Annotated in this window: 19 protein-coding genes and 2 other RNA genes; 1 reads left to right on the top strand and 20 read right to left on the bottom strand. The window is 45.0% G+C overall.

The window, feature by feature from the left end; translation table 11 throughout:
- Nucleotides 1-115: 115 nt before the first annotated feature.
- The 20 genes from BQ9856_RS08785 to BQ9856_RS08690 all read right to left on the bottom strand — a co-directional run bounded on the left by BQ9856_RS08785 (nt 116) and on the right by BQ9856_RS08690 (nt 21839).
- Nucleotides 116-316: a hypothetical protein gene (locus tag BQ9856_RS08785; protein ID WP_159441970.1), complete on the bottom strand. Its 201-nt coding sequence runs from the start codon at nt 314-316 to the stop codon at nt 116-118.
- 60 nt (nt 317-376) lie between these two features.
- Nucleotides 377-723, bottom strand: an RNA gene (rnpB, locus tag BQ9856_RS08780) — RNase P RNA component class A.
- Nucleotides 724-805: 82 nt separating this feature from the next.
- On the bottom strand, nt 806-1066 hold the full coding sequence (locus BQ9856_RS08775) for an HPr family phosphocarrier protein (protein ID WP_442855506.1): 261 nt from the start codon (nt 1064-1066) through the stop codon (nt 806-808).
- Between the two features lies 1 nt (nt 1067).
- Complete coding sequence (locus BQ9856_RS08770) at nt 1068-1904, bottom strand: PRD domain-containing protein (RefSeq protein ID WP_077610689.1); 837 nt, start codon at nt 1902-1904, stop codon at nt 1068-1070.
- A 96-nt stretch (nt 1905-2000) separates the two neighbouring features.
- Nucleotides 2001-4127 (bottom strand): PTS transporter subunit IIABC, encoded by a 2127-nt coding sequence (locus BQ9856_RS08765; RefSeq protein WP_077610688.1) that lies wholly within the window; start codon nt 4125-4127, stop codon nt 2001-2003.
- Nucleotides 4128-4361: 234 nt separating this feature from the next.
- On the bottom strand, nt 4362-6023 hold the full coding sequence (locus BQ9856_RS08760) for a nucleoside kinase (RefSeq protein WP_077610687.1): 1662 nt from the start codon (nt 6021-6023) through the stop codon (nt 4362-4364).
- Between the two features lie 11 nt (nt 6024-6034).
- Entirely contained in the window at nt 6035-6856 is an 822-nt protein-coding gene (locus tag BQ9856_RS08755) for a Nif3-like dinuclear metal center hexameric protein (RefSeq protein ID WP_077610686.1), read from the bottom strand.
- On the bottom strand, nt 6843-7544 hold the full coding sequence (locus BQ9856_RS08750) for a tRNA (adenine(22)-N(1))-methyltransferase (protein WP_077610685.1): 702 nt from the start codon (nt 7542-7544) through the stop codon (nt 6843-6845). The genes BQ9856_RS08755 and BQ9856_RS08750 overlap by 14 nt, the downstream gene beginning before the upstream one ends.
- 21 nt (nt 7545-7565) lie before the next feature.
- A complete protein-coding gene (gene rpoD / locus BQ9856_RS08745; protein WP_077613308.1) occupies nt 7566-8738 on the bottom strand; it encodes an RNA polymerase sigma factor RpoD in 1173 nt (390 codons plus the stop codon).
- A 72-nt stretch (nt 8739-8810) separates the two neighbouring features.
- Complete coding sequence (gene dnaG / locus BQ9856_RS08740) at nt 8811-10583, bottom strand: DNA primase (RefSeq protein WP_077610684.1); 1773 nt, start codon at nt 10581-10583, stop codon at nt 8811-8813.
- 33 nt (nt 10584-10616) lie between these two features.
- On the bottom strand, nt 10617-11627 hold the full coding sequence (locus BQ9856_RS08735) for a deoxyguanosinetriphosphate triphosphohydrolase (protein ID WP_077610683.1): 1011 nt from the start codon (nt 11625-11627) through the stop codon (nt 10617-10619).
- 89 nt (nt 11628-11716) lie between these two features.
- Nucleotides 11717-12547 (bottom strand): AraC family transcriptional regulator, encoded by an 831-nt coding sequence (locus BQ9856_RS08730; protein ID WP_077610682.1) that lies wholly within the window; start codon nt 12545-12547, stop codon nt 11717-11719.
- A 71-nt stretch (nt 12548-12618) separates the two neighbouring features.
- The gene (locus BQ9856_RS08725; RefSeq protein WP_077610681.1) at nt 12619-14322 is read right to left on the bottom strand and encodes a S8 family peptidase; all 1704 of its coding nucleotides are present in this window, start codon (nt 14320-14322) and stop codon (nt 12619-12621) included.
- Between the two features lie 47 nt (nt 14323-14369).
- Nucleotides 14370-16646, bottom strand: coding sequence for a SpoIID/LytB domain-containing protein (locus tag BQ9856_RS08720; protein WP_077610680.1), 2277 nt, complete (start codon nt 16644-16646; stop codon nt 14370-14372).
- A 14-nt stretch (nt 16647-16660) separates the two neighbouring features.
- Nucleotides 16661-17887: an AI-2E family transporter gene (locus BQ9856_RS08715; protein WP_077610679.1), complete on the bottom strand. Its 1227-nt coding sequence runs from the start codon at nt 17885-17887 to the stop codon at nt 16661-16663.
- Nucleotides 17888-17989: 102 nt separating this feature from the next.
- Nucleotides 17990-18168, bottom strand: a non-coding RNA gene (gene ssrS, locus BQ9856_RS08710) — 6S RNA.
- Nucleotides 18169-18261: 93 nt separating this feature from the next.
- Entirely contained in the window at nt 18262-18525 is a 264-nt protein-coding gene (locus tag BQ9856_RS08705) for an HPr family phosphocarrier protein (RefSeq protein WP_077610678.1), read from the bottom strand.
- Nucleotides 18526-18549: 24 nt separating this feature from the next.
- On the bottom strand, nt 18550-19350 hold the full coding sequence (locus BQ9856_RS08700; RefSeq protein WP_077610677.1) for a GNAT family N-acetyltransferase: 801 nt from the start codon (nt 19348-19350) through the stop codon (nt 18550-18552).
- A gap of 83 nt (nt 19351-19433) precedes the next feature.
- Nucleotides 19434-20078: an HAD family hydrolase gene (locus BQ9856_RS08695; protein WP_077610676.1), complete on the bottom strand. Its 645-nt coding sequence runs from the start codon at nt 20076-20078 to the stop codon at nt 19434-19436.
- Between the two features lie 69 nt (nt 20079-20147).
- Complete coding sequence (locus tag BQ9856_RS08690) at nt 20148-21839, bottom strand: phosphoenolpyruvate carboxykinase (ATP) (RefSeq protein WP_077610675.1); 1692 nt, start codon at nt 21837-21839, stop codon at nt 20148-20150.
- A gap of 154 nt (nt 21840-21993) precedes the next feature.
- Here BQ9856_RS08690 and BQ9856_RS08685 point away from each other — a divergent pair, with 154 nt between their 5' ends.
- Nucleotides 21994-22959 (top strand): pectinesterase family protein, encoded by a 966-nt coding sequence (locus BQ9856_RS08685; RefSeq protein WP_077610674.1) that lies wholly within the window; start codon nt 21994-21996, stop codon nt 22957-22959.
- Nucleotides 22960-22994: the final 35 nt, after the last annotated feature.

Genomic DNA, 22994 nt, shown 5'->3' with positions numbered 1-22994 from the left:
AAAAATCAGAAATCGGGCTTACGCTGTCTGCCTAGAGACGGCAAAGCCCGATTTCTGATTTTTGTTGTGGTACGGTTAAAAATACGCCAAAAGTCATTGATATTTTATCACTCATTCAGACCTCCGCATATTCAGTTAACAACTGATTTCTGATACTCTCCTTATCCGATGCTGCCTGATATACTCTTAATAACTGTATATCAGCCTCAGTTAATGGCATATTTTCCATAGCCATAGATGCTCTAACCTCTGCAGCCTTTTCATCTGCTGTATAAGTCTGGGGCATTTTTATTTCAAACGGAATGCTTTTGGTCAAAATAATCTGTTTTAACAGCATATTAGCTTGTTTTAATCGGGATCATAACAATTTTTATAAGTTTTGAGCAAGACGATAAGCCGGGTTATGTCGTTGAATGGCCATCTATCTAGGCCTGCCGTCACCGGCAGGCTCCAGCGACCTACCCGGGAGCAGACGGGCCGCCTTGTGCTCCCTGTTCGGTCTTGCTTCGGATGGGGTTTACATGGCCCCCTCCTGTTACCAGAAGGGCGGTAGTCTCTTACACCACCATTCCACCCTTACCGCAAAATGCGGCGGTATATTTCTGTTGCACTTTCCCTGGAGTCACCTCCGCCAGACGTTATCTGGCATCCTGCCCTGTGAAGCCCGGACTTTCCTCACCTGCAGCCTTTCGGCTTTGCAGCTGCGGCCATTTGTCTTACTCAAAACCATATCAGTTTAACATAAATCTTTACATTTGTAAAGGACATTGTAATTTCCTGAATTACTGTTCTTTGGTCATTCAAATCAGAGTTCTGTCTCAAAAAAACGTTCCATCTTTGCACATACGAAAGCTTCATCAGCACCAGTCACTTCGACCTCTACGGTATCATTGCATTTTATATCCATAGCCATTATTTCCATAAGTTCTGTTGCATCCGTTGATTTACCGTTCCCTTTAATCATTATTTTACTGTCATACTTTTTTGCTTCTTTAACCAATAATCCTGCCGGTCTGGCATGGATTCCATTTTCATCTTTAATAACATATACAAAGCTCTTCATCATTCTATTCCAATTCTTCATTCAATATGATACGTTCAATGTGCATTGCCAGATAACCTATTTCTACTTCTTTTATATCCATTTTTAATGCGATACTTAACTCATCACAGATTGTGGTTGCTATCGTAAAGGACTCAGGAAATTTAAATTCCATATAGTCATTGATATTCAATTTTAATTCTTCGTCCTTTACGATTCTGGCAACCATATATTTTACATGGTTCATAAGCCTGTTATAAGACAGGGACATAACATCGATCCTGCATTTTTTTTCATTTTCTATGATACTGACACATCTTCTTACTGCCTCAGCCATTTTCATAGATATTGAGGTGTGAATATCTTCCTTCGCTGCATGAATATGCAGGGAAACATATCCGATCTCATCGTCATCAATATAAATGTTCTTTTCACTTTTTAAAATATCCCGTAAAACCAATGCTACCTTAAATTCGCAATGGAATAATGCCTTTATATCTTCTGTGAGCGGATTATAAATCTGCTCCCCATTTTGGATTCTCTGTACCGCAAAAGCTATATGGTCAGCCATTGGAAACAGGATGCTCCGATCAAGTTTTCCAAACTTTTTCTCTGCCTCATCTAAAATTGTATTCGCATATTCAAAGTATTCCGGTGCAACGTTCTTTACCAGCTCCCGGTTCGTTCCCCGTTCTGACTTTTCCTGTAAAGAGTAAATAGAGCAATCCTTCGCTGCTTCAAAACGTTCTGATACCTTTTTCCCAAATCCAATTCCTTTTCCCAATAAAATATATTCTCTATTATCATTCATATCAATTGCTATTACACTGTTATGATTTAATATCTTGCTTATGCGGTACATTTCGTAAACGCCATCCTCTCTATATGAATTGTATTTCCATTTTATCATGAATAAAACTTAAAGAATAGACATTTACAATTGGTATTTCACAAATACTTATTCAAAAGTATCCACTGCAAATAATGGTTCTCCTGCTTTCACCTCACCGTTTGCAATAAGTCTTATCTTCTGATTATCCTGGAGTTCTGTGCAGATGACAGGAGAACAGATCGACGGCGCTGCTGTTTTCAAGTACTCTAAATCAATTTTAAGGAGCTTATCCCCTTTCTTGACCTTCTGCCCGTTTTCCACAAAAACCTGAAACCCTTTTCCATTAAGTTTAACCGTATCTATTCCAACATGTATAATCATTGTAATACCACGGTCCGTTTGATAACCAATGGCATGTTTTGTATCAAATACGAAACAAACCTCTCCATCTTCCGGTGCAGTGACCATTTCTTCCGTTGGTGTAACTACAGCACCGTCCCCCATCATTTTTCCTGCAAATCCTTCATCCGGCGCTGTGGTAATATCTGCAGACACCCCTGTAAACGGACTGGAAATGATTACGGAATCAATCACCTTTTTTTCTTCTTCGGATTTCACACCTTCTGATGAATCATATTTCACTGTATCATCAAAGTCAACATCTTCTGGTGCAGTCTCTAAATAGTCCTCAAAATTTGACTTGATAATCGTCACCCTCGGACCGTATATAATCTGTACTCCATTTCCTTTGCGCACTACTCCTCTTGCACCTGTTGCTTTTAACACATCATCGTCAACAAGTTTTCCATCCATTACCGTGCAGCGAAGTCTTGTCGCACAACAATCCACAGAAGAAATATTCTTCTTTCCTCCAAGGCCTTTTAAGATACCTGCGGAAACAACATCTTCCGAACTTTTCTTGCTGCCGTTTTTTTGTGCATTTACATCAGCTCTTGTATACAGTTTTATTTCTTCCTGCTTATCACGGCCCGGTGTCTTTAAATCCAGTTTCTTAATTAAGAATGAGAATATAAAATAATAAAATATGAAATATACAATCCCTACTATTACAATCCATATCCAACTGGTTTTTGCATTTCCCTGAAGAATCCCAAATAAGAACATATCAATAAATCCGCCGGAAAATGTCATGCCTACACCAACACCGCACATATGCATGATCATATAGGCTGCTCCTGCCAAAACGCAGTGAATTCCATAGAGTACCGGAGCAACAAATAAGAACGTAAATTCAAGCGGCTCCGTAATACCTGTGAGCATTGATGTAAGTGCTGCTGACAATAATAATCCGCCAACAGCCTTTCTGTTTTCAGGTTTTGCAGTGCGATACATTGCAAATGCTGCTCCCGGAAGGCCGAAAATCATAAGCGGAAATTTTCCTGACATAAAACGTGTGGCCGAAACTGCAAAATGTTTTACGGTTGGATCTGTAAGCTGTGCAAAGAAAATATTCTGGGCGCCTTCGATTACTTTACCAGAAACCTCTAACCTTCCGCCGATACTGGTCTGCCAGAATGGCAGGTAAAATACATGATGAAGACCAAATGGGATCAGAAGCCTTTCCATAAAGCCATAAACCCATGTTCCTGCGTAACCACTGTTTAAAACAACATTTCCTACTCCATATATTCCCGTTTGAACAACCGGCCAGACATAATACATGAGAATACCTACAAAAACATATACCAACCCGGAAATAATAGGTACAAATCGGGTTCCCCCAAAAAATGACAGCACCTGCGGAAGCTGTATCTTATAGAATTTATTATGAAGTGCTGCTACTCCCAAGCCTACAATAATACCTCCAAAAACACCCATCTGTAATGATGTAATACCGCATACGGAAGTTGTAGCCCCTGATAAAAGGCCCTGCCCGTTATCATGAATACTGATCAATGAGCTGATAGAAGCATGCATAATAAAAAATGCGATTGCCGCAGCCAAAGCCGCGACTTCCTTCTCTTTTTCTGCCATGCCGATTGCAACACCAATTGCAAAAATAATTGGTAAATTCGAAAATACAATATTACCTGCACTGTTCATAATCTGTAACAATGCATTCGGTACGGTTCCTTCGCCCATGACCGTTGTAAGTCCATAGGCCTCTAACATTGTCTGGTTCGTAAAAGAACCGCCTATCCCCAACAGCAGGCCAGCAACCGGCAGAATTGCTATTGGTAACATAAATGATCTGCCAACTCTTTGTAATACTCCAAAAATCTTGTCCTTCATAAACAAGTCTCCTTTCAAGCTTTTTCATTTCGAGCATCCTTGATTTTGAAATGCTTATCATGAGGCTTTTTAGGTTCCCGGGCACACAAAAAAGCACTAACCAGCATAAACATTCCAAAATATTTATGCATAGTTAATGCCTGATCAATCAGTAACACACTATATAACGACATAATTATACACTATAATCTCAAATTCGTCAATCTTAATTTTCTTGAGCTTATTTTTTAGCTCTTAAACCTTAAAACAGCTGCCTCCAATGAATTCCCGGACAATGGAATTGCGTGGAATATCCTCACTGTTGACACCCAGAAAATAATCCAGGAATTTTAGCAGCCGCTTTGCCTCCATGTATTCCGGAGATTCCCGGGGAATGCCGAATAACAGCGGTTCCGCATATTGCTTCAGCACAGCCAGTTCATAAACCGTAGCAGAATTAAACATCATATCCGCAGATTCCTGGAACGGAAAGATATGCTCTTCTTCTCCCTGTCTCACCGCGGGCCACATGCGAATGGTATCCTGAGCCGATGCCCCTCTTGTTCTGGCATCCCGGACCATCCGGCGGATCAGGCGGCAATCCGTGGTTGGAATCCGGTTGTGTTCATCAATATTTAACTGAGTCAAAGCACTTACATACACACGGAATTTACATTCCTTCGGAAGGGAGTAAGACAGCTTGTCATTCAGGCAATGGATCCCCTCAATGACCAGGATATCATCCTTTCCTAATTTCAAATAATCCCCTCTGTATTCCCTGACTCCCGTCTTGAATTGATAACGCGGCATTTCAACGGTTTCACCGGACAGGAGAGCGGTCATATCTTTATTAAACTGCTGGATATCCAGACATTCCAGCAATTCGTAATTGTAGCTGCCATCCGGATTTCTCGGACTGTCCACCCGGTTTACAAAATAATCATCCACCGCAATGGGATGAGGAATCATTCCCTGTGCCTTCAACTGTACGGACAGACGGTGGGAAAAGGTAGTTTTCCCGGAAGAGGACGGACCGGCAATCATTACGAATTTTTTACTTCGGTCAGCGCCGATCTTTTCGGCGATTTCTGCAATCTTCTTTTCCTGAAGCGCCTCCTGGATCAAGATCAGTTCATTGATATTACCCGCTGCAATTTCTTCGTTAAGAGCACCGACATGGGACACGTTTAAGCGCTCTCCCCATTTTACGCTCTCCTTTAACACACGGAACAGCTTCTGCTTCTTCCCGGCTTCAAAAACAGGCACTTCCTTTGGGTTTTCTTTCCGGGGAAGCATGAACATGAAGCCTTCATCATATAAAAACAAGTCAAAATACTTGATGTATCCGGTATTCTGCACCATATATCCATAATAATAATCTTCAAAACCGCCAATGCTGTAGATGTTGACACGGGAAACCCGGCGATAGCGGAACAGCCTCTCCTTGTCATACATGCGGTGTCTGTGAAACAGCTCAATGGCATCATCCGTGTTCACGCTCCGCTTCATGATGGGGATTTTCTGGCTCACATATTCCTGCATGCGGGCCTTCACCCGGCGGATCAAGTCCTCTGTAAGCTTAATCTCCCCATGCGGTTCGATGTAATAGCCTTTTCCAAGAGTAAAGTCCACGGTAACTTTTTCAATATTTTCTATTCCTGCCACATCATAAAAAGCCTTCATCATGAGAAAAATAGCGCTTCTGTGATAGGTCTGGATTCCAGGCTGGTCTTTCCCTGTAAAGAAATGAAGATTGCAGTCAAATTGAACTTTCTTATGGAGCTCCCTTAGCTTTCCATTTATACTGACCAGCAGAATATCATTTTCATACTGCTGCTGATACTCCTTTGCAATTTCCTGATAGGTAGTACCAACAGGATATTCCTTTGTCACTCCGTCTATTGTTACAAATGCCATTCTCTTCCTCCTTATATCAATGTTTCAGGAAATACCACTTCTGCCTTGCGGATCTCCAAGCTCTCCCCGGCCTCTTTATTTAAGTATTCTTCCATAAAATCCAGGAACAAGTACTCCAGGCCGTAATGGCCTGCGTCGATGACAGCCATGTGGTTTGCAGCCGCGTCAATTCCATTGTGATGTCCGATATCCCCGGTCACAAGAACTTTAACGCCGGCTTTCAGAGCCGGTTTTATCATACTTCCGCCTGCTCCCGGGCTTATTCCGATAAACTTCACTGCTTCTCCGGGAGCATTCTCCCCATAAAGCGTCAGAAACGGAAGCTTAAACCGTTCTTTTACAAGTCCGGCCACCTCCTTTACCGTCATCTCCTCTTTCAGATACCCGGTTTTCCCGATTCCATAAGGCATTTCCTCCTGCCCGCCTTTCACTTCCCGGTGCATGATGCCTTCCTGCTCCAATACACCCAGATTTGTAAGACCAAGCTTTTTAGCCGCTGCATCAGCCATACAGTCCGGTGCAGCATCAAAGTTCGTATGCATGGCGTAATAGGAAATGTCGTGACGAATCAGCGTCATGATCCGGCGCGCGATGAAATCCTTATCATTGATTTTCTTTAATGGTTTAAAAATAAGGGGATGGTGGGTAAGCAGCAGGTCTCCTCCCCATGTAACAGCTTCCTCTACCACTTCATCGGTAGCATCCAACGCAATGAAAACTTTTTTTACCTCTTTATCACTCCTGCCCGCCAAAAGCCCTACATTATCCCAATCGCAGGCACATCCCGGCGGTGCCAGCCGTTCCAGTATTTCTGTCAGTTCATCGCATTTCATCTTGTGCCTCCTTATTCCAGGCCAGTTCCTGTTTCAGTTCTTCGATTCTTCTTCCGGCCCCTTGGGTTTCACTCTTTGAAAGTTCGTCAAGGATCCTCTTTAGCTGCTCCTCTTCTTTTGTCAGATACTCCAATAATACCGGATCATTGGATTCCAGTAACCGCTTTCCATAACGGTATAATATTTCACGGCCATAGGTCATGGTGTTTCCTGCCTTTCTTGTAACACCCATGACAGTATAGTATTTCCCTTCCTCTTTTATCATAGTCTCCCGCTCAATGAAAAATTCCTGTTCCTCCAGGAACTTACGCACCTTATGGAGCTCCGAATGGGGAGATAAAACCCAGGAGGAAATGCTTTCCCACAGTTTATGGCCCTCCTCCAGGATATGTATCATCAGTTCTCCGCCCATGCCTGCTATGACCACACAGTCCGCTTCGTTTTTCTCTAATTTTAAAAGTCCGTCGCTTAAACGGACTTCAATGCTGCCTTCCAGGCCAGTCTCACGGATATGGGCCCGGGCCCGTTCAAGGGGGCCCTTCCTCACATCCATGGCAATGGCATGTTTTACTTTTCCTTCCTGAACCAGATGGATCGGAATGTATCCATGATCGGTTCCTATATCAGCAATTCTGCTTCCTTCTGGCACAAAGGAAGCGATCGTGTCCAAACGCCTTGATAACTTCATCTTAAACTCCGTCTTGTACCGTTAATCATCCAGATAATCCTTAAGCTTCTTGCTTCTGCTGGGATGGCGCAGTTTACGCAATGCTTTCGCTTCGATCTGCCGAATCCGTTCTCTTGTAACATTAAATTCTTTTCCAACCTCTTCCAGTGTCCTGGGCCGCCCGTCATCAAGGCCGAACCGAAGCTTTAAAACCTTCTGTTCCCGTTCCGTCAGCGTATCCAGGACCTCCATCAGCTGCTCATGCAGCATGGTAAACGTAGCAGCATCGGCCGGAACTGCCACCTGCTCGTCCTGGATAAAATCTCCTAAGTGGCTGTCCTCTTCTTCCCCGATCGGGGTCTCTAAGGATACAGGCTCCTGAGATACCTTCATGATTTCCCTCACCCGGTCAACCTGCATATCCGCCCGCGCCGCTATTTCTTCCGGCACCGGTTCACGTCCCAGTTCCTGCAAAAGCTGTCTGGATACGCGTACCAGGCGGTTGATGGTCTCCACCATGTGAACCGGGATGCGTATGGTCCGGGCCTGATCGGCAATCGCCCGCGTAATGGCCTGCCTGATCCACCATGTGGCATAAGTGCTGAACTTATATCCTTTCCGGTAATCAAACTTTTCAACAGCCTTAATAAGCCCCAGGTTCCCTTCCTGGATCAGGTCCAAAAACTGCATGCCCCGCCCCACATAACGCTTGGCAATGCTGACTACAAGACGCAGGTTGGCTTCTGTCAGCCTCTGCTTTGCGTCCTCATCACCCAATTCGATCTTTTTTGCAAGCTCAATTTCATCTTCACTGGAAAGAAGGGGGACCTTTCCGATCTCCTTTAAATACATTCGGACCGGGTCCTCCACACTGATGCCTTCCGGAACGGATAAATCGATATTTTCCATATCAATTTCTTCCTCTTCCTCGATGTCATCTTCCATGAACAGGTCTTCATCCAGGTCCAGATCCTCGCCGCCGATGGAAAGCACGTCTACCTTGTTGCTTTCCAGGAAATCGAAAATCTGGTCCAGCTTATCCGAGTCTAAATTCTCTCCCGCGAAGAAATCCAGAATCTCCTGATTTTCCAGAACGTTACGCTTCTTTCTTGCCAGAAGGAGGAGCTGGCTTAACTTTTCCTCAAATGCGGCCGCTGACTCCGCTGCCTTAAGCTCTGCCGCCCGTTCCTCTTCTGTCCTTTTTGATCCCACCATCTTATCTGCTGTCTTCTTCACATTCTCGTCCATGTTCTTCCATCCTTCCACAGCCTGCCTATAGTGTACACCCTAATCCAGCGAAATATGCAAATCCTTTAGCGCAGCCTGTTCCTTTATAATTCTTTGCAGTTCTTCTATCCCTGCTGCATGACGGCTGGCATAATCCAGACTGTTTTTTTTCACCTTCAAAATCGTTTCCGAAAACGCCTTTTTCTGTTCTTCATTATCTAGGGACTCTTTTAAGCTCGCATGAAAAAGACCTGCGACTGCCCGGTATTGATCTTCATCATTAATAAAATGATTTAAAATCTCGGCCGGATTCAACGTTCCGGCAGCGTGTCCGTCAAAAACCATCCGTGCCACCTTTTGATACAGCTCTTCTATAAAATCATCCGGAGTGACCACTCCTTCAATTTTATCAAACAGTATGGGGTTCTCAATCAGCCAGGTAAGAAGCAGTCTCTGAGACTGTTTCACGCCGTCTTCCTTTTCCTTTTTCCGCTGGCCTTTTATGCTCCCCTCTTCTTCTCCCCGGGATGCAGAGAGGACAGGCCCCAGAGAAGCGCCCAGACGATTGACCAGACGCTTTAAGTCTTCATAGTTGATGAAATATTCCCGGGATACCGCCTCCAGATAATTATCCCGTTCCAAAGCCTCTGGAAATTCCAGAAGCTTTCTTGCCACCTGGTTGTAAAATTCTGTTTTCTGCTCCGGGTCATCCATCTTAAAGCCCTTTTTCAGTACATCGATTTCAAACAAAAAGCTGTTACGGGCCTCTTCGATCCGCTGCCGGAACGCTTCTGCTCCAAGGTTTTTTATGAATTCATCCGGATCTTTATAAGGCTGCATATTCAGCACCCGTATGGACATGCCCACTTCTTTCAAAATGGGAATGGCACGGAGTGCAGCCTTAACACCCGCGCCGTCGCTGTCATAGGTGAGAACCACTTTATCCGTATACCGCTTTAAAAGCTGGGCATGCTGGGTCGTAAATGCCGTGCCCAGGGAAGCCACCGCATTGGTGAATCCGGCCTGATGCATTGCGATCACATCCATATAGCCCTCACAAATCAATATGTACTTTTCCCGGGACAGCCTGGCGTAATTAAGGCCATATAGGTTCCTGCTTTTATCAAAAAGCTTTGTCTCCGGTGAATTTAAATATTTGGGTTCCCCGGCCCCCATGACCCGGCCCCCAAAGCCAATGACCCGGTTGTTCACATCCATAATGGGAAACATGACCCGGTTCCAGAACTTGTCATGGGCGCCCCTCTCCTCAATGGTCACAAGCCCGGTATGCTTTAAGATACCATCATCATATCCCTTGCCCCTTAAGTACCGGTAAAGGTCATCGCTGGTCTTATTGGAATATCCCAGCCCGAAACGGACTATGGTCTCATCGCTTAACTGTCTGTCCCTTAAATAACGGTAGCCGGCCTCTCCCTGGGCATTTTTAAGCTGATAGTAAAAATAACCGGCCGCCAGCTTATTGATCTCCAAAAGAGCGGACCTAAGATCTTCCTGCTCCCTGGCCTCTTTGCTGTATTCTGCCGCAGGAAGCTTCACGCCCGACCGGTCAGCCAGAACCTTTAACGCCTCGGAGAAGGAATAGTTTTCATATTCCATAACAAACGTTATCACGTTGCCGCCCACGCCGCAGCCAAAGCAGTAATACATCTGTTTGGCAGGGGATACGGAAAAAGAAGGTGACTTTTCATTGTGAAAAGGGCACAGGCCAAAGTAATTGCTTCCCTTTTTCTGCAGCTTTAAGTATCCCGAAATCACATCCACGATATCATTCTTCATCCGGACCTCTTCAATTACTTCTTCCGAATAACGCATGGAGCTTTCCCCCTCCTTCCTCCAAATTATTTATTAAATTGCTTTCCACGCTTTGGGAACAAAAAGCTGTTCAAATTTATCAATGGCATAGCTGTCGCTCATTCCTGCAATGTAATCGCAGACTGCCCGTTCCTTGCTTTCCTTCCGTTCCTTCATCAGGGACCGGTATTCATCCGGAAGCCTGTCCGGCTGATCCATATAATAGTGAAACAGCATAACGATCAGATGCTGTGCTTTTCCTTCCTCTGCTTTTGGAATATCGCTTTTGTATACATGATCAAACATCCAGGTGCGCAGTCCCTGCATGGCTTCCTCCATATCAGGCGACATGATGATGTCCTGTTTCCCATAGCTATTGCGGATGATATCATGGATCAGGTTATTGAGCCGTTCCCGGACACTGTGTCCCAGAATATCCGTATAACACCCGGGTAAATCCTCCTCCACAAACATCCTGGCCCTGATGGCATCGTCAATGTCATGATTGATATAGGCGATCTTATCCGACAGACGGACGATACTGCCTTCCAGGGTGGAAGGATGGCCGCTGGTACGGTGATTTAAGATTCCATCCCGGACCTCCCATGTAAGATTTAAACCCATGCCGTCCTTTTCCAGAACCTCCACCACCCGGACGCTCTGCCTGTAATGGGCGAATCCTTCGGAACAGATTTTATTTAAAACCGCTTCCCCCGAATGGCCGAAGGGTGTATGGCCCAGGTCATGGCCCAGCGCAATGGCCTCAGTCAGATCCTCATTCATACGCAGAGACTTGGCTATGGTTCTGGCAATCTGAGACACCTCCAGGGTGTGGGTCAGTCTGGTCCTGTAATGATCCCCTTCCGGGGCCAGAAAGACCTGTGTTTTATGTTTCAGCCTTCGAAACGCCTTACAGTGAATAATCCGGTCCCGGTCCCTCTGATAGGCAGTCCGGATATCACAAGGATCTTCTTCCCGCTCTCTTCCCCTGCTGTCCCTGCTAAAGGCTGCATGAGGACTCAAATATGCTTCCTCCCATTGTTCCGTGGATTCCCTGATATTCATACAATCACATCCTTCGCACAAAGTTATGGTACATTATATCATATTTTCAGTAATTATAATACCCTATATTAAAATATTTGCAATACCTGTCACGGACCTGCACCCAAATTTTTCCGGTACTCGCTGGGGAGACAGCCGTACCGCTTTTTAAAGGCTTTGGAAAAAGCCCTGCTGTCCGGAAATCCGTGGTTCATGGCTATCTCTCCTATTTCATGACCGGTACTGATCAGCTCCCGGACCGCATACTTAACACGCAGGTCAATCAGATACGTACGGTAATTGACCTGCGCATACTTCTGGAAAATCCTGGATAAATAGGTGGGACTGAAGCCAAAGCGGCCGGCGACCTCGTCAAGCTTCAGTTCCTGGTCATAATTTTCCCTCATATACTGAGTGACTCCGGAGAGCTTATCAAGCTGCTTTTTCTGGCGAAGGACCTCCTTATCCATGGTTCCTGTCTTAAATTCCGTGACCAAAAGATATAAAAGTTCATAAAACCGGCTTTTTACCATCAGACTATAGCCATATTCCTGTTTCTCGTAAACAGAAAACATGGAGGTCACCAGATCCGTCAGCCGTTTATTCTGCACCTCATCTTTTTTTTCAAAATTCACATAGCCTTCTTCTCCCATATAATCATCAAAGGTTTCTCCAGGGATCTGGAGGACTATGGTGATATTGGGATCAGGGCATTCAATGGAATGGACTTCATTGGAATTTACCAGCACAAAATCCTGCCTGGCAAGGGATAAGTGGCTGTTATTGATATAAAAATCAATCACACCCTCCTGAACCAGAAATATCTCAACCGAATGATGCCAGTGCTTCGTAACCTTATAATTACCTTCCCTGCCTTCAAATATAAACATACGAAAAGGCAGGTCGTCATTGGGAATGACCAGTTCATGCCTGATGTCCATTTCATACCTCCTGAAAAGTACTGATTCCATTATAAATCATTTTGGTCAAATTTCCAATGGCTTTTCCGCTGCTATACAGGAAGACTGTCGCTTACACACAGCGCACCGTACCCGAGTTCCGGATTTGGATACTGGGTGATCCCCGGAAGATGCCTTGCTCCCCGGATCAGATAGGCTTTTACCTTTTCCCCGAACAGGAACGGATCTCTTCCGTCCACAATTCCCCATTGCATTAAAAGAGCGGCGCTCCCGGTAACAAGCGGGGTCGCAAAAGAAGTGCCTGTGACCGATTCATAGCCGCCTCCTGCCCTTGCTGCGATGATCCCCACACCAGGGGCTGCCAGATCCGGCTTTACCAGATTGGTTCTTCTTGTAAATCCTCTCCCGGAAAAATCCGCATAGGACTGATAGGTATCATCATAAGCTCCAACTGATATTACCTTGTTTGCCGTAGAAGGTATGGTCAGGGTGGTCTCCGGCGTAGGCCTTAAAAACCGGGTCGACTGGTTCAGTACCACCGATGACGGAAGCCAAAAATCATAATTTCCCTCCACAATCTGCCTAGGAGTGAGGCGGAACCTCCAGACTCCGCTATCCACATAAGTATCGGCCGGAAGAAAATCCATATAAATCTCCTGGGCTACGCTGTAGGGTCCCGGCTTTCCGTAGTAAAGCAGGATCCGGGTATTTCTGTATGTTATGGTCTGGGGCCCCAGCCTGCTGCTTATGGGTCCGATTACTTCACCGGGCGGTGTAATGATGCTGATGTCAAATAAATCTGCGTAGGACTTCCAAAGCTGGACACTGAAACCGGTCTGATACCCCCCTACGCTGAGCTCAATTTCCTGTGGATTTGACATGCTTAAGGTTCCCGAATTATGGCCGCCTCCCACGCCTTCATTGCCCGTTCCTACCACGATCACGCTCTTTCCATAATTAGAAATATCATCAAGAAATGTCTCTAAAAGACTGGTTCCATCGTGAGAACCATAGGTATTTCCAAAGCTCAAATTGATGGCAACCGGCATTTGCAGGTCCACTGCTTCCTGTACTGCAAAATTAACCGCACGCATAAGCTCCGTAGTTCTGGGAAATCCTGCTTCCTGAGGAATTCCAAGCTTTACCACTATAAGCGGACTTTCGAATGCGACTCCCCTGTATTGCCCCCTGTTTTCCCTGCCGTTCCCGGCTGCTATAGAAGCAACCGCCGTACCATGTCCGCTGACATCCTCGGTAGGAACCAGAGCCCTTGCCTCCGCTCTGCTTCCGGTCCTTAAAGCTTCATCGATCTCTTCTTTTGTAAACACCCGGTCCAGAGTCTGGTCCCACAGCGCCAAAATCCTTGTAGTTCCGTCCGCATTGCGGAAATCATCATGATAATAGTCAATTCCGGAATCAATAATGGCCACTAAAACCCCTCTGCCGGTCAGGATGCTGGCTCCCTGCTGGACCAGATTGACACAAGAGGCCGACTTTGCCTGATTAATGGCAAAAAACAGCCTCTTTGGTTTTTCTACAAATTCAATTTGCGGCAAACTGCTTAACGTATCAATATACGATTCCGGGACCCTCAGAATGGCGTACTCGTTTACCATCTGCTCCACCCGGATTCCCACCTGGGAAAGTCCGCTTATGTCTCCGGAATGTTTCACGATCACATCCCAGGATTCCTCATCAGGATTAAAGCCCACGTTTAAATTTATTGATTTTTCCCGCTCTTCAGGGGGCGTGCTGAGGGCAAGATTGAGCAGGTTCTCCAGTTTTTGATCTTGCATATGATATTCCTGTGTTTTTCTACCATCCTACGCAAAAGCCCCCGTTCTCATTCCTCGCTGTGTTCGGCTTCGTGCACCTCGGCCCCATGATAGAAAAATTTCAGGATATCCTCGTAACTCTTCCCTTCCTTTGCCATGGCCTGGGCTCCGTTCTGGCTCATGCCAACTCCATGTCCAAAGCCTCCCCCATAGATGTGAAAGGTTGTTATGTTGCTGTCATTAACGCCCTGGTTTTCAATCGCAATATAAGCGCTGGGAAGAGAGTCAAAGTCCTTCATCAGAGTACCATCCTGTTTTGTTAACGTCATATATTTATTTCCCAGTTTGGCCCTCACCTGTCCTTCGCCATTGATCGTCATAATTCCATCGGAACCCTCGATCCTCAGTTTTTTTACGATTCCTCCTACGCCGCGTTCCGTTACCGTAATATTCAAGATAGAACCAACTTCGGTGATCTCCTCCTCCAGCTGGCGGTTGGTCACCGTGGTTTCCCACCGGTACATGGGGAAAGACGAATCATAAGAGGGATAATTCTTATTCTTTATGAATTCTTCAAAATCCGAATTGGTAGACAGGTTCAAGACCCCTCTGTCGCCCTGAAGCAGACACCCATCCAGATAAGGATACTGGGCCGGGTCGCTTCCCCAAATGCTGCCATCAGTGGTATGCCCGCAGGAAGTTGAAAAATAAAAGGCTTCAATTGGCTTTTCATTGTAAAACAGCAGCTTTCCATAGGTTTCCCGAACGGCTTCTTCCGTCTTCGCCGCGGCCTCCAGATTGTTATAAACCTGAAACCTGGTGCTGTCATCCACATGGGCCCCGTATTTACTGTAGGTATTACTCTGAATCTGACGGTAAGCATAAGTCCTTGCACAGACAGCCTGGGCTTTTAAGGCTTCTTTTTCGTAGCTGTCAGGCATTTCGCTTGGCACTACTTTTGTTAAGTAATCCTCCAGATACAGCTCATTGACCAAAAGCAGGCCATCGGATTCTTTTCGTATCTCAATCGTCCCGTCATAGGCCGGTGTACCGTTGGATCTTTTTATGGAAGCAACGGATATAGAATCCCCTTTTTCCAATGGCGCCGCTACAATCCGTCCAGCCTTCAGCCTTTCGTCAGAGGGATCTATGATCACCTCGGCCTTGGGCGGAACCTGAACCTGCTCATCTCCATAGGACAATAGCAGACCGCTTTCGGCAGATAACGTTACCGAGGGGTGGAAAATCGATTGAAAATTAGTATTCATTAAAAGGACCCGAATGCTCTTTGCATCAAATTCTCTCACTAATAAGGCCGCGCATATCCTTCCGTGTGCCACGACAAAGTCCTGGATATCGTATCCGACCAGAATATCCGTTATGGCACGCTCTTCAAACTGGCCGTACAACCGGTAGACCCTAAAGTCCTTATCCAGTTTCAGACTGCCATACCCCTCGATCTCAATGGAATCTTCCTTTACCGCCAGAACCTTACCCGATATTTTCTTTTTCTTCATGGTAATCTTCTGAAGACTTCCCCTCTTTAAACTGATATCGGCCAGATTGCCGCCGAACTCCTCCGGCTGCCCCAAAGAGGCTTCCAGCGGAAAAGTCCGTTCCACCGACCCTAAGTATACGTGGAATGTCTCACCCTCCCCTGCAGTCAGCCAAACATTCTTATAGGTCACGGAGTCCGTAACCGCTTCTTTTAGAGCAATGATTTCACTGCCCTTTACCAGGATTTTTAATTCCCAGTCTATGTAAGAATCCAGGCTTATGCCTTCAAATTGGAAATTTCCCTCACCGGTATAAGCAGTCCAGGCCGATGCGGTTTTCACATTGGTGGGAGTGCCGTAGAGCAGAACGTCGAGCTCCTTGATCTGCCCTTCCCCATCCAGCGCTTCTCTCAGTTCCTCATATACATCCCACCATTGGTCAGCCGGAATCTGCTTATTCTGCTTTTTCTTTCCTACATGAATGCTCTTTCCTGCCCCGGGAACCAGAGCTTCTGCAAGGTTTTCTGCTTCTTTATAAGTTAAAAACCCCTCCGCTGTCTCAGCCGACGCCGGTATTTCTTTCAAACCCAGATACCCGCCCGCATACAGATAATTCATGTATTTCACATACCATTTATTCTGCTCTTTTTCCGGGAAATACTCCTGTTTCTGATCAGTCAGCATTTTTTCACAGCTTTCTCTGTCAGTAAGAAGGAGAGCGGCCGACTTATATGCGCCGCCTCTTGATATTCCTTCCGGTTCCGGTTCGCTTACCAGAATAATAACAATGAGAATCAAAACCAAAAGAGGAATACCGACAACAAATCCGATAAATGTCTTTCTATTCATGCGCTCCTCTTATCTCATATATGTTTTTTGTTTTCATCAATCCGTTCCAGATTTAAATAGTCAGCCGTTTCAATAGAAAGCTCCTTTTTCATCAGGGAACGGTTTACCAGCCTTGAAATAACACTGTAGATAACTGCAAAGGTCGGCACCGCTATGATCATTCCCACAAAGCCAAACAATCCGCCAAAAAGCAAAATGGAAAACAGCACCCAAAAGCTGGGAAGCCCTGTGGACTGCCCCAAAATTTTCGGACCAAGAATATTTCCGTCAAACTGCTGGAGTAATAGAATAAATATCAGGAAATACAGGCACTTCATCGGACTGACTAACAAAATCAGGAATGCGCTGGGGATAGCTCCAATAAATGGGCCGAAAAACGGAATTACATTGGTAACTCCCACAATCACACTCACTAACAGGGCATATGGCATATTCATCGCATTCAGGAGAACGAAGCACAGGATTCCGATAATAAGCGAATCCAGAAGCTTGCCCGTAATGAATCCGCCAAATACCCGGTGAAGAAAGCGAATCTCTTCAATGGCCTGATTTGCCGCTTTCAAAGGAAACAAGCTGTAAATAATTTTCTTCCCCTGTGCGGAAAGGGTCTCCTTTATGTTAAGGAGATATACCATTACTATAATGCCGATAAGAATATTCTTAAGAACCAGAACCACGCTCAGCAATCCACTGGAAAGGCCGCCGATCAGCGTGGACATGTTGGGAACCAGATCAGAGGTCAGCCAGTTCTGCAGCTGGCTTGTCAGCTGATCGTACATGGGAATGACCGCCCGCTCCACAGACGGGTTATCTTCAAACATATTTTGAAGCCAAAAAGCCAGATTGTTGAGATTCCCGCCCAGTGTTTCCTGAAGCCCCATGATGCTGGTATAGATCTGAGGAATGATCATCCAAAAAAGCCCGACCACGATCACAAACAAAAAGATAAGGCTTACCACAGTGGCCAGGGCTCTGGAGGTTGACTTAACTGCGCCCCCATTCTTCCATACGGCAGAAAGCCAGCGGGCGGTAAGGCTTCGGGACCTGTTATAAACCGGCAGTAAAAGATATGCAAGGACAGCTCCGTAAATGACCGGCATCAGAATTTGTGCAACTAAATCCATCGTTTCTTTTACAGCCTGGAACCTGGATAAGAAAAAGGTAAAGGTAATGCTCAAAACTATGACAGTAAGTGCTGTGACCCCCCAGCAGATATAATTCCGAAATTTTGTTTCTTTCATAAAATTCTCCTATGTTATTAAGATATTGTCCACCGTCTATCCTATACTCTACCATACTTTTACATAAAGTTAAAGCAGCGATTGCTCGCTGCTTTTTTCTTTTGTAACCCCAAAATGCCGGTTCTTACTTATTGACGCCTAGCTTTGCTAGGTGGGCAACCTCACTCAGGTTTCTGCCTTCCACTGCAACGGAGGCTTGACATCCACCTGAAAATATCGGAATCCCTTATGTCATAATGTAGGTTCAAAAAAGGTAAGAGTGTCGTACATTTCAGGAATTACATTCCCATAGCTTTTATGGTTTTTAGTATACACCACTTCATATTATTTTTCAAGTTCCTTTTCCTGTCAGTTTTGTATTTTGAAAAGCCGGATTACATAACGATTTTTTTACTGCCAATCAGCCTCCCATGTTCCACGTACAATTCCAGGCGCCTTAAAAGTGAATCACAGGAGTCTTCCTGGATAATCAATTCCACGCCTTCCACACTTGCCAAAGAAAGTACGGACAGCAGTGATTTTGCATTTACCAAACTGTCTCCACAGGACAAATTCATTTTTTCTTTGCATTTACTGGCAATTGTGACAAATTCCAGGATGGATTCAATCCCCCAAAATCCGATTTCCACCTTTTTCATCTCCCGTATTCCTCCTGATTCCCATTACGCTCTCATCAGCCTGTTTTCCATATTCCGAAGCTTGTACACCTGGTATTCCTTCTCAAAAATGTATCCCAGCTTTTCCGCAAGGCCGGCGGAAGGAAGGTTATCCGCATCCCAGATCGGATAAATCCCCTGTTCCAGACAGGACAGAATAAACCTGGCACTGCAGGCTAAAGCCAGGCCCTGACGTTTATATTCCTTCCTGGTGGCAACCTTCATCTGAATCATACCCTGGCTGATTCCGTAAGCCGAACAGCCGGAAACAAGATGACGCCCGTCTAACGCAGCAAACCCCAGCCCATCTCTTAAAAAATCTTCCGGAGTTTCAAAATTCGAGCAAAAATCCCTGCTCCATTCCTCCTTCATAGCGATATGGTATAATCTCTTATCCATCTTAAGGATCCGCATCCCGGAAGGAAGAGTCTTAACATAGTCCATTAAAACAGTCTCAGAAAAATGGTTCCGGTCCTTTCGCATGGCATAACGGGACAAACGTCTGCACTCACCTGCAAAAGTGTCCTCCAGCCATTCTTCCCAACGCACATCGGAAGGCGTGATAAAGCCTTGTCTGCACTGCTTATAAAGCTGTTCCTTCAGTTCCATGGCCTGCTCACCCTTCGGACATATGCCGAACAAATATGCAAAATCTCCAAGAAGAATCAGACAAAAGGAAGGATTAGAGAGCTCCGGAACCCAAACCCTGCCCATTCGCCCTTCTGCAGCTCCCCGCGGCAATACCCCGCTTGCGGCGCTGCACATTTGTCTGATGATCTGTCTTTTCTCTTTTCCCAGTTCAATCATAATAATCCTCCTTCCGTTCGTGTTCCATGGTTCACTTACCGTATCAAAAGGACTGTCCCCTGTTAGAGACCTAGTATAGCACACTATAAAAGATTCTGCAAATCAAAAATCGTTTCAGCGATTACATCCGCTCCGGCATCTTCTAATTCCTGTCTGCTTCCATACCCATACAATACCCCAACTGAGGCAATTCCAATCTCCTTTGCTCCCAAAATATCGTGCTTTCTGTCTCCGATCATCACAACTTTATTTAAATCGGTAATTTTGTTTTGCTCCAGCACATAACGGATCACATCAGCCTTTTGCACCCGGATTTCTTCCAAATCCGCGCCGCCCATAAACTCGAAGCAGGAATCCAGGCCAAAATAGTTAAGAATTTTTTTGACGAATACTTCCGGTTTGGAGGAAGCAACATATAACTTTTTCCCAGCATTCAGAAGCGACTGTAAAACTTCTTTGACTCCTTCATAAGCCTTATTTTCATATAAACCCCTGCTTGAAAAGTATTCCCGGTAGATGTCAATCGCCTTCCTTGCATCCTCCTCGCTAAAACCGAAATATTCCATAAAACTGCCTTTTAAAGGCGGTCCGATAAAACAGCAAAGCTCATCCAAATCCTCCACTTGAATCCCAAATGCACGAAGAGCATACTGAACGGATTTGGTAATTCCCTCTTTGGGATCGGTAAGCGTCCCGTCTAAGTCAAACAGCAAATATTCTTTTTCCATTTTTCCTCCTTTATGGGTTAAAAACAGAGACGAAAAAGGAAATTCCTTTTTCGCCTCTATGGAATTTTATTATTTCAGTTCATCGACAACTTTCTGAATTGCTGCTAAAGCGTCATCCGGAAGCTTATCATAACCGTCTTTTACAGTAGCAGTATTGGAAACAAAGTTAACTCTATCCTTCATACGGGCTCTTAACTGCTCTACATAAGAAGCATCTTTTAAGTCCGGAACAAATCCTTCCCATTCGAAGATTTCGATATCGGAAAATGGTCCCCACTGTTTGAAATCAGCTTTCTTATCCACAATTGCTTCTAAGATTCCTAACGTATCCTTCGGCTGAACCTTCTTGCCCATAAAATCACCGGTGTTGATGATATAGCAGTCTACGTTCTTCTCTTCCACTAATTTTTTAAATTTCTCATAGTCATTTGCCAATGGGTATGTCCGAAACGGATTCGCATATGGTACAACGACCAATGCATTCGGATCAGCTCCCGGAGCAAGTCTTTCAGCCGTCGATCTCTTTGTTGCAAGTGTAGCACCCATAACAGAAGCTAAGGAAGCTCCTTTCAGTTTTACCACCGGCGGAATGGTAGGATCTTTCATAATCCAGAAAATAGCGTTAACCGGCTCATCAATCTTATCCACACGGTTCGGTGACCATAATTTGGATTTGATAGCTCGTCCATTCCCATTTCTGATATCTTCTGTTACCAGCTGGATCTTTCCTTCTTCATCAAATGTGCAGGAACAGTTCTGAGCAGTTAACAGATATTTGTTATCTTCACATCCGGTTGGATAATCCTGTGTTTTATCAAAATAGGTAGGCTCTAATGCTACCGATGAACAGGTATCCGTATTAATGATAAATGCATCATCATGAAGAACCGTAACACCATATTTTCCGCCATGCTTTGCATGGGTAATGGTCGATTTTCCTGATCCGGATAATCCGAATACAGATGCAACATATTTAGAACCATCCGCTAAGCTGTATTCCTTCTGGCCGCCATGGCAGGAAGCATATCCGTTCCGGTTGGCAAGTGCCCAGGCCATAGTAAGGGTACCCTTTTTGTGCTCTCCAAAGTATCTCATACCTAAGATAGCCGCACAGTTCTGTTCTGTATTAAAATAGCACAAGCATTTTGGATCACTTAAACAAGACAAATCAACACCAGGACGGTCAGAACCGTTCCACTGCGGATCAGAGAAAATATAGATATCAGGTTCTTTTCCTTCCCCTACCGGTTTGGAAGCCCGATACATTTTAACATATTCGTCAGACATATACTGAAAATTCAACATCCAGTTGTACAGAATATTCTCCTCGCCTTCCGGGATAAGAAGATGAGCTTTTACCATGAATTCAGGATCAAGTCCTACAAACACTTCTGCATGGTACATTGTTTTCCAACGGGTTTCATAAACCGCGTCCATAACGACTTTATCAAGAGCGCCGCAATTCACTCCAGGCTCTCCTGCAATTCTTCTTGCAGTAGCGTAACGTCCGGTAATCGCTCCATCGTTGAACAAAAGAACTTTGGCATCTTTCGCAAGACCAAATTCCTCTCCCCTGTAAACAGGCATATCTGTAACCACAGTTCCAGGTGAACTTTTAGCTAATTCATATGCCTCTCTAAGCGTATTAACTTTAATTACATTATTTCCATAAAACGGTGCCTCAATGATTGATCGTGTCGTTGCAAAACCAGGTTTGCCTTTTCCAATTTCATGAATCGGGTAATAAGCTTTTGTTGACATATAAAATTCCTCCTTATAAAAAATCCAAATTTGTTCTTATTATCTCATTTTGTTAATAAAAAGTCAATAATTTCTATTGCAAATTTCTAAAAAAATGTATATATTTAGTATATGTTATGCATTATGTATACAATGTATGGAAAGAAGGTTAAATATGATTCACATTTCAAAAGATGGCACAGGCGATTTCAAAAGCATTGGGGAGGCACTTTGCTCCCTTCCAACGGATCAATCTTCGGAACATATCCTCTATATACACAAGGGGTTTTATGAAGAGCAGATCACCGTAACAGTTCCTCACGTGACCTTTATTGGAGAAGATGCAGAAAGTACCATTCTCTCCTATGGCCTTTATGCCCGCATGACTATGGAGGATGGCACTAAGCGGGGGACCTTCCGCACCTATTCCTGCCTGATCGATACCCACGATTTCACCGCCAGAAATCTTACATTTGAGAACAGCGCAGGAAAAGGGACCGATGTAGGACAGGCTCTGGCTCTCTATGCCGATGGGGACCGGTTATTTTTTGAAAACTGCCGTTTCCTCGGAAACCAGGATACCCTTTTTACCGGCCCTCTTCCTCCAAAGGAAATCGAACCCAACGGTTTTATCGGGCCAAAGCAGCATGCCCCCCGGTTAAACGGCCGTCACTATTATAAAAACTGTTATCTGGAGGGAGACATTGACTTTATTTTCGGCAGCGCCACAGCTTATTTTGAAGGCTGCACCTTCTTTTCCAAATACACGGGAAAAGAGATCAGCAGCTACGTAACCGCTGCCTCCACTCCGGAAGGACAGGAGTACGGCTATGTCATGGCAAACTGCCGTTTTGAAAGCAACTGTCCCGCAAACAACGCTTACTTAGGGCGCCCATGGAGAGAATATGCGAAAACCGTGCTCCTAAACTGCTACATGGATGATCATATCTGCAAAGAGGGCTGGCATGACTGGAACAAGGAAGCGGCCCACGAACATACCTTCTATGCCGAGTACGGCAGCTTCGGTCCCGGTGCTGGAATGGAAAAACGGCCGGATTGGATCCACCGCCTGAAAGAAGCTGATCTGAAAAGATTTACAAAAGAAGCTGTCCTGTCAGGATCAGACGGCTGGCAGCCATAAAAACAAAACGGGAACAAGTCCTTAATTCAAAGGAT

Source organism: Clostridium sp. Marseille-P2415 (assembly GCF_900155545.1).
GTDB lineage: Bacteria > Bacillota > Clostridia > Lachnospirales > Lachnospiraceae > Lacrimispora.
Note: the sequence above shows the minus strand (reverse complement) of the source record. Positions and strands in the feature narration are given on the sequence as shown.

Excerpts from the sequence above, each read along its gene's own strand:
- BQ9856_RS08775 (WP_442855506.1), bottom strand. The coding sequence starts at position 1,066 with ATGATGAAGAGCTTTGTATATGTTATTAAAGATGAAAATGGAATCCAT.
- BQ9856_RS08770 (WP_077610689.1), bottom strand. The coding sequence starts at position 1,904 with ATGTACCGCATAAGCAAGATATTAAATCATAACAGTGTAATAGCAATT.
- BQ9856_RS08765 (WP_077610688.1), bottom strand. The coding sequence starts at position 4,127 with ATGAAGGACAAGATTTTTGGAGTATTACAAAGAGTTGGCAGATCATTT.
- BQ9856_RS08760 (WP_077610687.1), bottom strand. The coding sequence starts at position 6,023 with ATGGCATTTGTAACAATAGACGGAGTGACAAAGGAATATCCTGTTGGT.
- BQ9856_RS08755 (WP_077610686.1), bottom strand. The coding sequence starts at position 6,856 with ATGAAATGCGATGAACTGACAGAAATACTGGAACGGCTGGCACCGCCG.
- BQ9856_RS08750 (WP_077610685.1), bottom strand. The coding sequence starts at position 7,544 with ATGAAGTTATCAAGGCGTTTGGACACGATCGCTTCCTTTGTGCCAGAA.
- rpoD (WP_077613308.1), bottom strand. The coding sequence starts at position 8,738 with ATGGTGGGATCAAAAAGGACAGAAGAGGAACGGGCGGCAGAGCTTAAG.
- dnaG (WP_077610684.1), bottom strand. The coding sequence starts at position 10,583 with ATGCGTTATTCGGAAGAAGTAATTGAAGAGGTCCGGATGAAGAATGAT.
- BQ9856_RS08735 (WP_077610683.1), bottom strand. The coding sequence starts at position 11,627 with ATGAATATCAGGGAATCCACGGAACAATGGGAGGAAGCATATTTGAGT.
- BQ9856_RS08730 (WP_077610682.1), bottom strand. The coding sequence starts at position 12,547 with ATGGACATCAGGCATGAACTGGTCATTCCCAATGACGACCTGCCTTTT.
- BQ9856_RS08725 (WP_077610681.1), bottom strand. The coding sequence starts at position 14,322 with ATGCAAGATCAAAAACTGGAGAACCTGCTCAATCTTGCCCTCAGCACG.
- BQ9856_RS08720 (WP_077610680.1), bottom strand. The coding sequence starts at position 16,646 with ATGAATAGAAAGACATTTATCGGATTTGTTGTCGGTATTCCTCTTTTG.
- BQ9856_RS08715 (WP_077610679.1), bottom strand. The coding sequence starts at position 17,887 with ATGAAAGAAACAAAATTTCGGAATTATATCTGCTGGGGGGTCACAGCA.
- BQ9856_RS08705 (WP_077610678.1), bottom strand. The coding sequence starts at position 18,525 with ATGAAAAAGGTGGAAATCGGATTTTGGGGGATTGAATCCATCCTGGAA.
- BQ9856_RS08700 (WP_077610677.1), bottom strand. The coding sequence starts at position 19,350 with ATGATTGAACTGGGAAAAGAGAAAAGACAGATCATCAGACAAATGTGC.
- BQ9856_RS08695 (WP_077610676.1), bottom strand. The coding sequence starts at position 20,078 with ATGGAAAAAGAATATTTGCTGTTTGACTTAGACGGGACGCTTACCGAT.
- BQ9856_RS08690 (WP_077610675.1), bottom strand. The coding sequence starts at position 21,839 with ATGTCAACAAAAGCTTATTACCCGATTCATGAAATTGGAAAAGGCAAA.
- BQ9856_RS08685 (WP_077610674.1), top strand. The coding sequence starts at position 21,994 with ATGATTCACATTTCAAAAGATGGCACAGGCGATTTCAAAAGCATTGGG.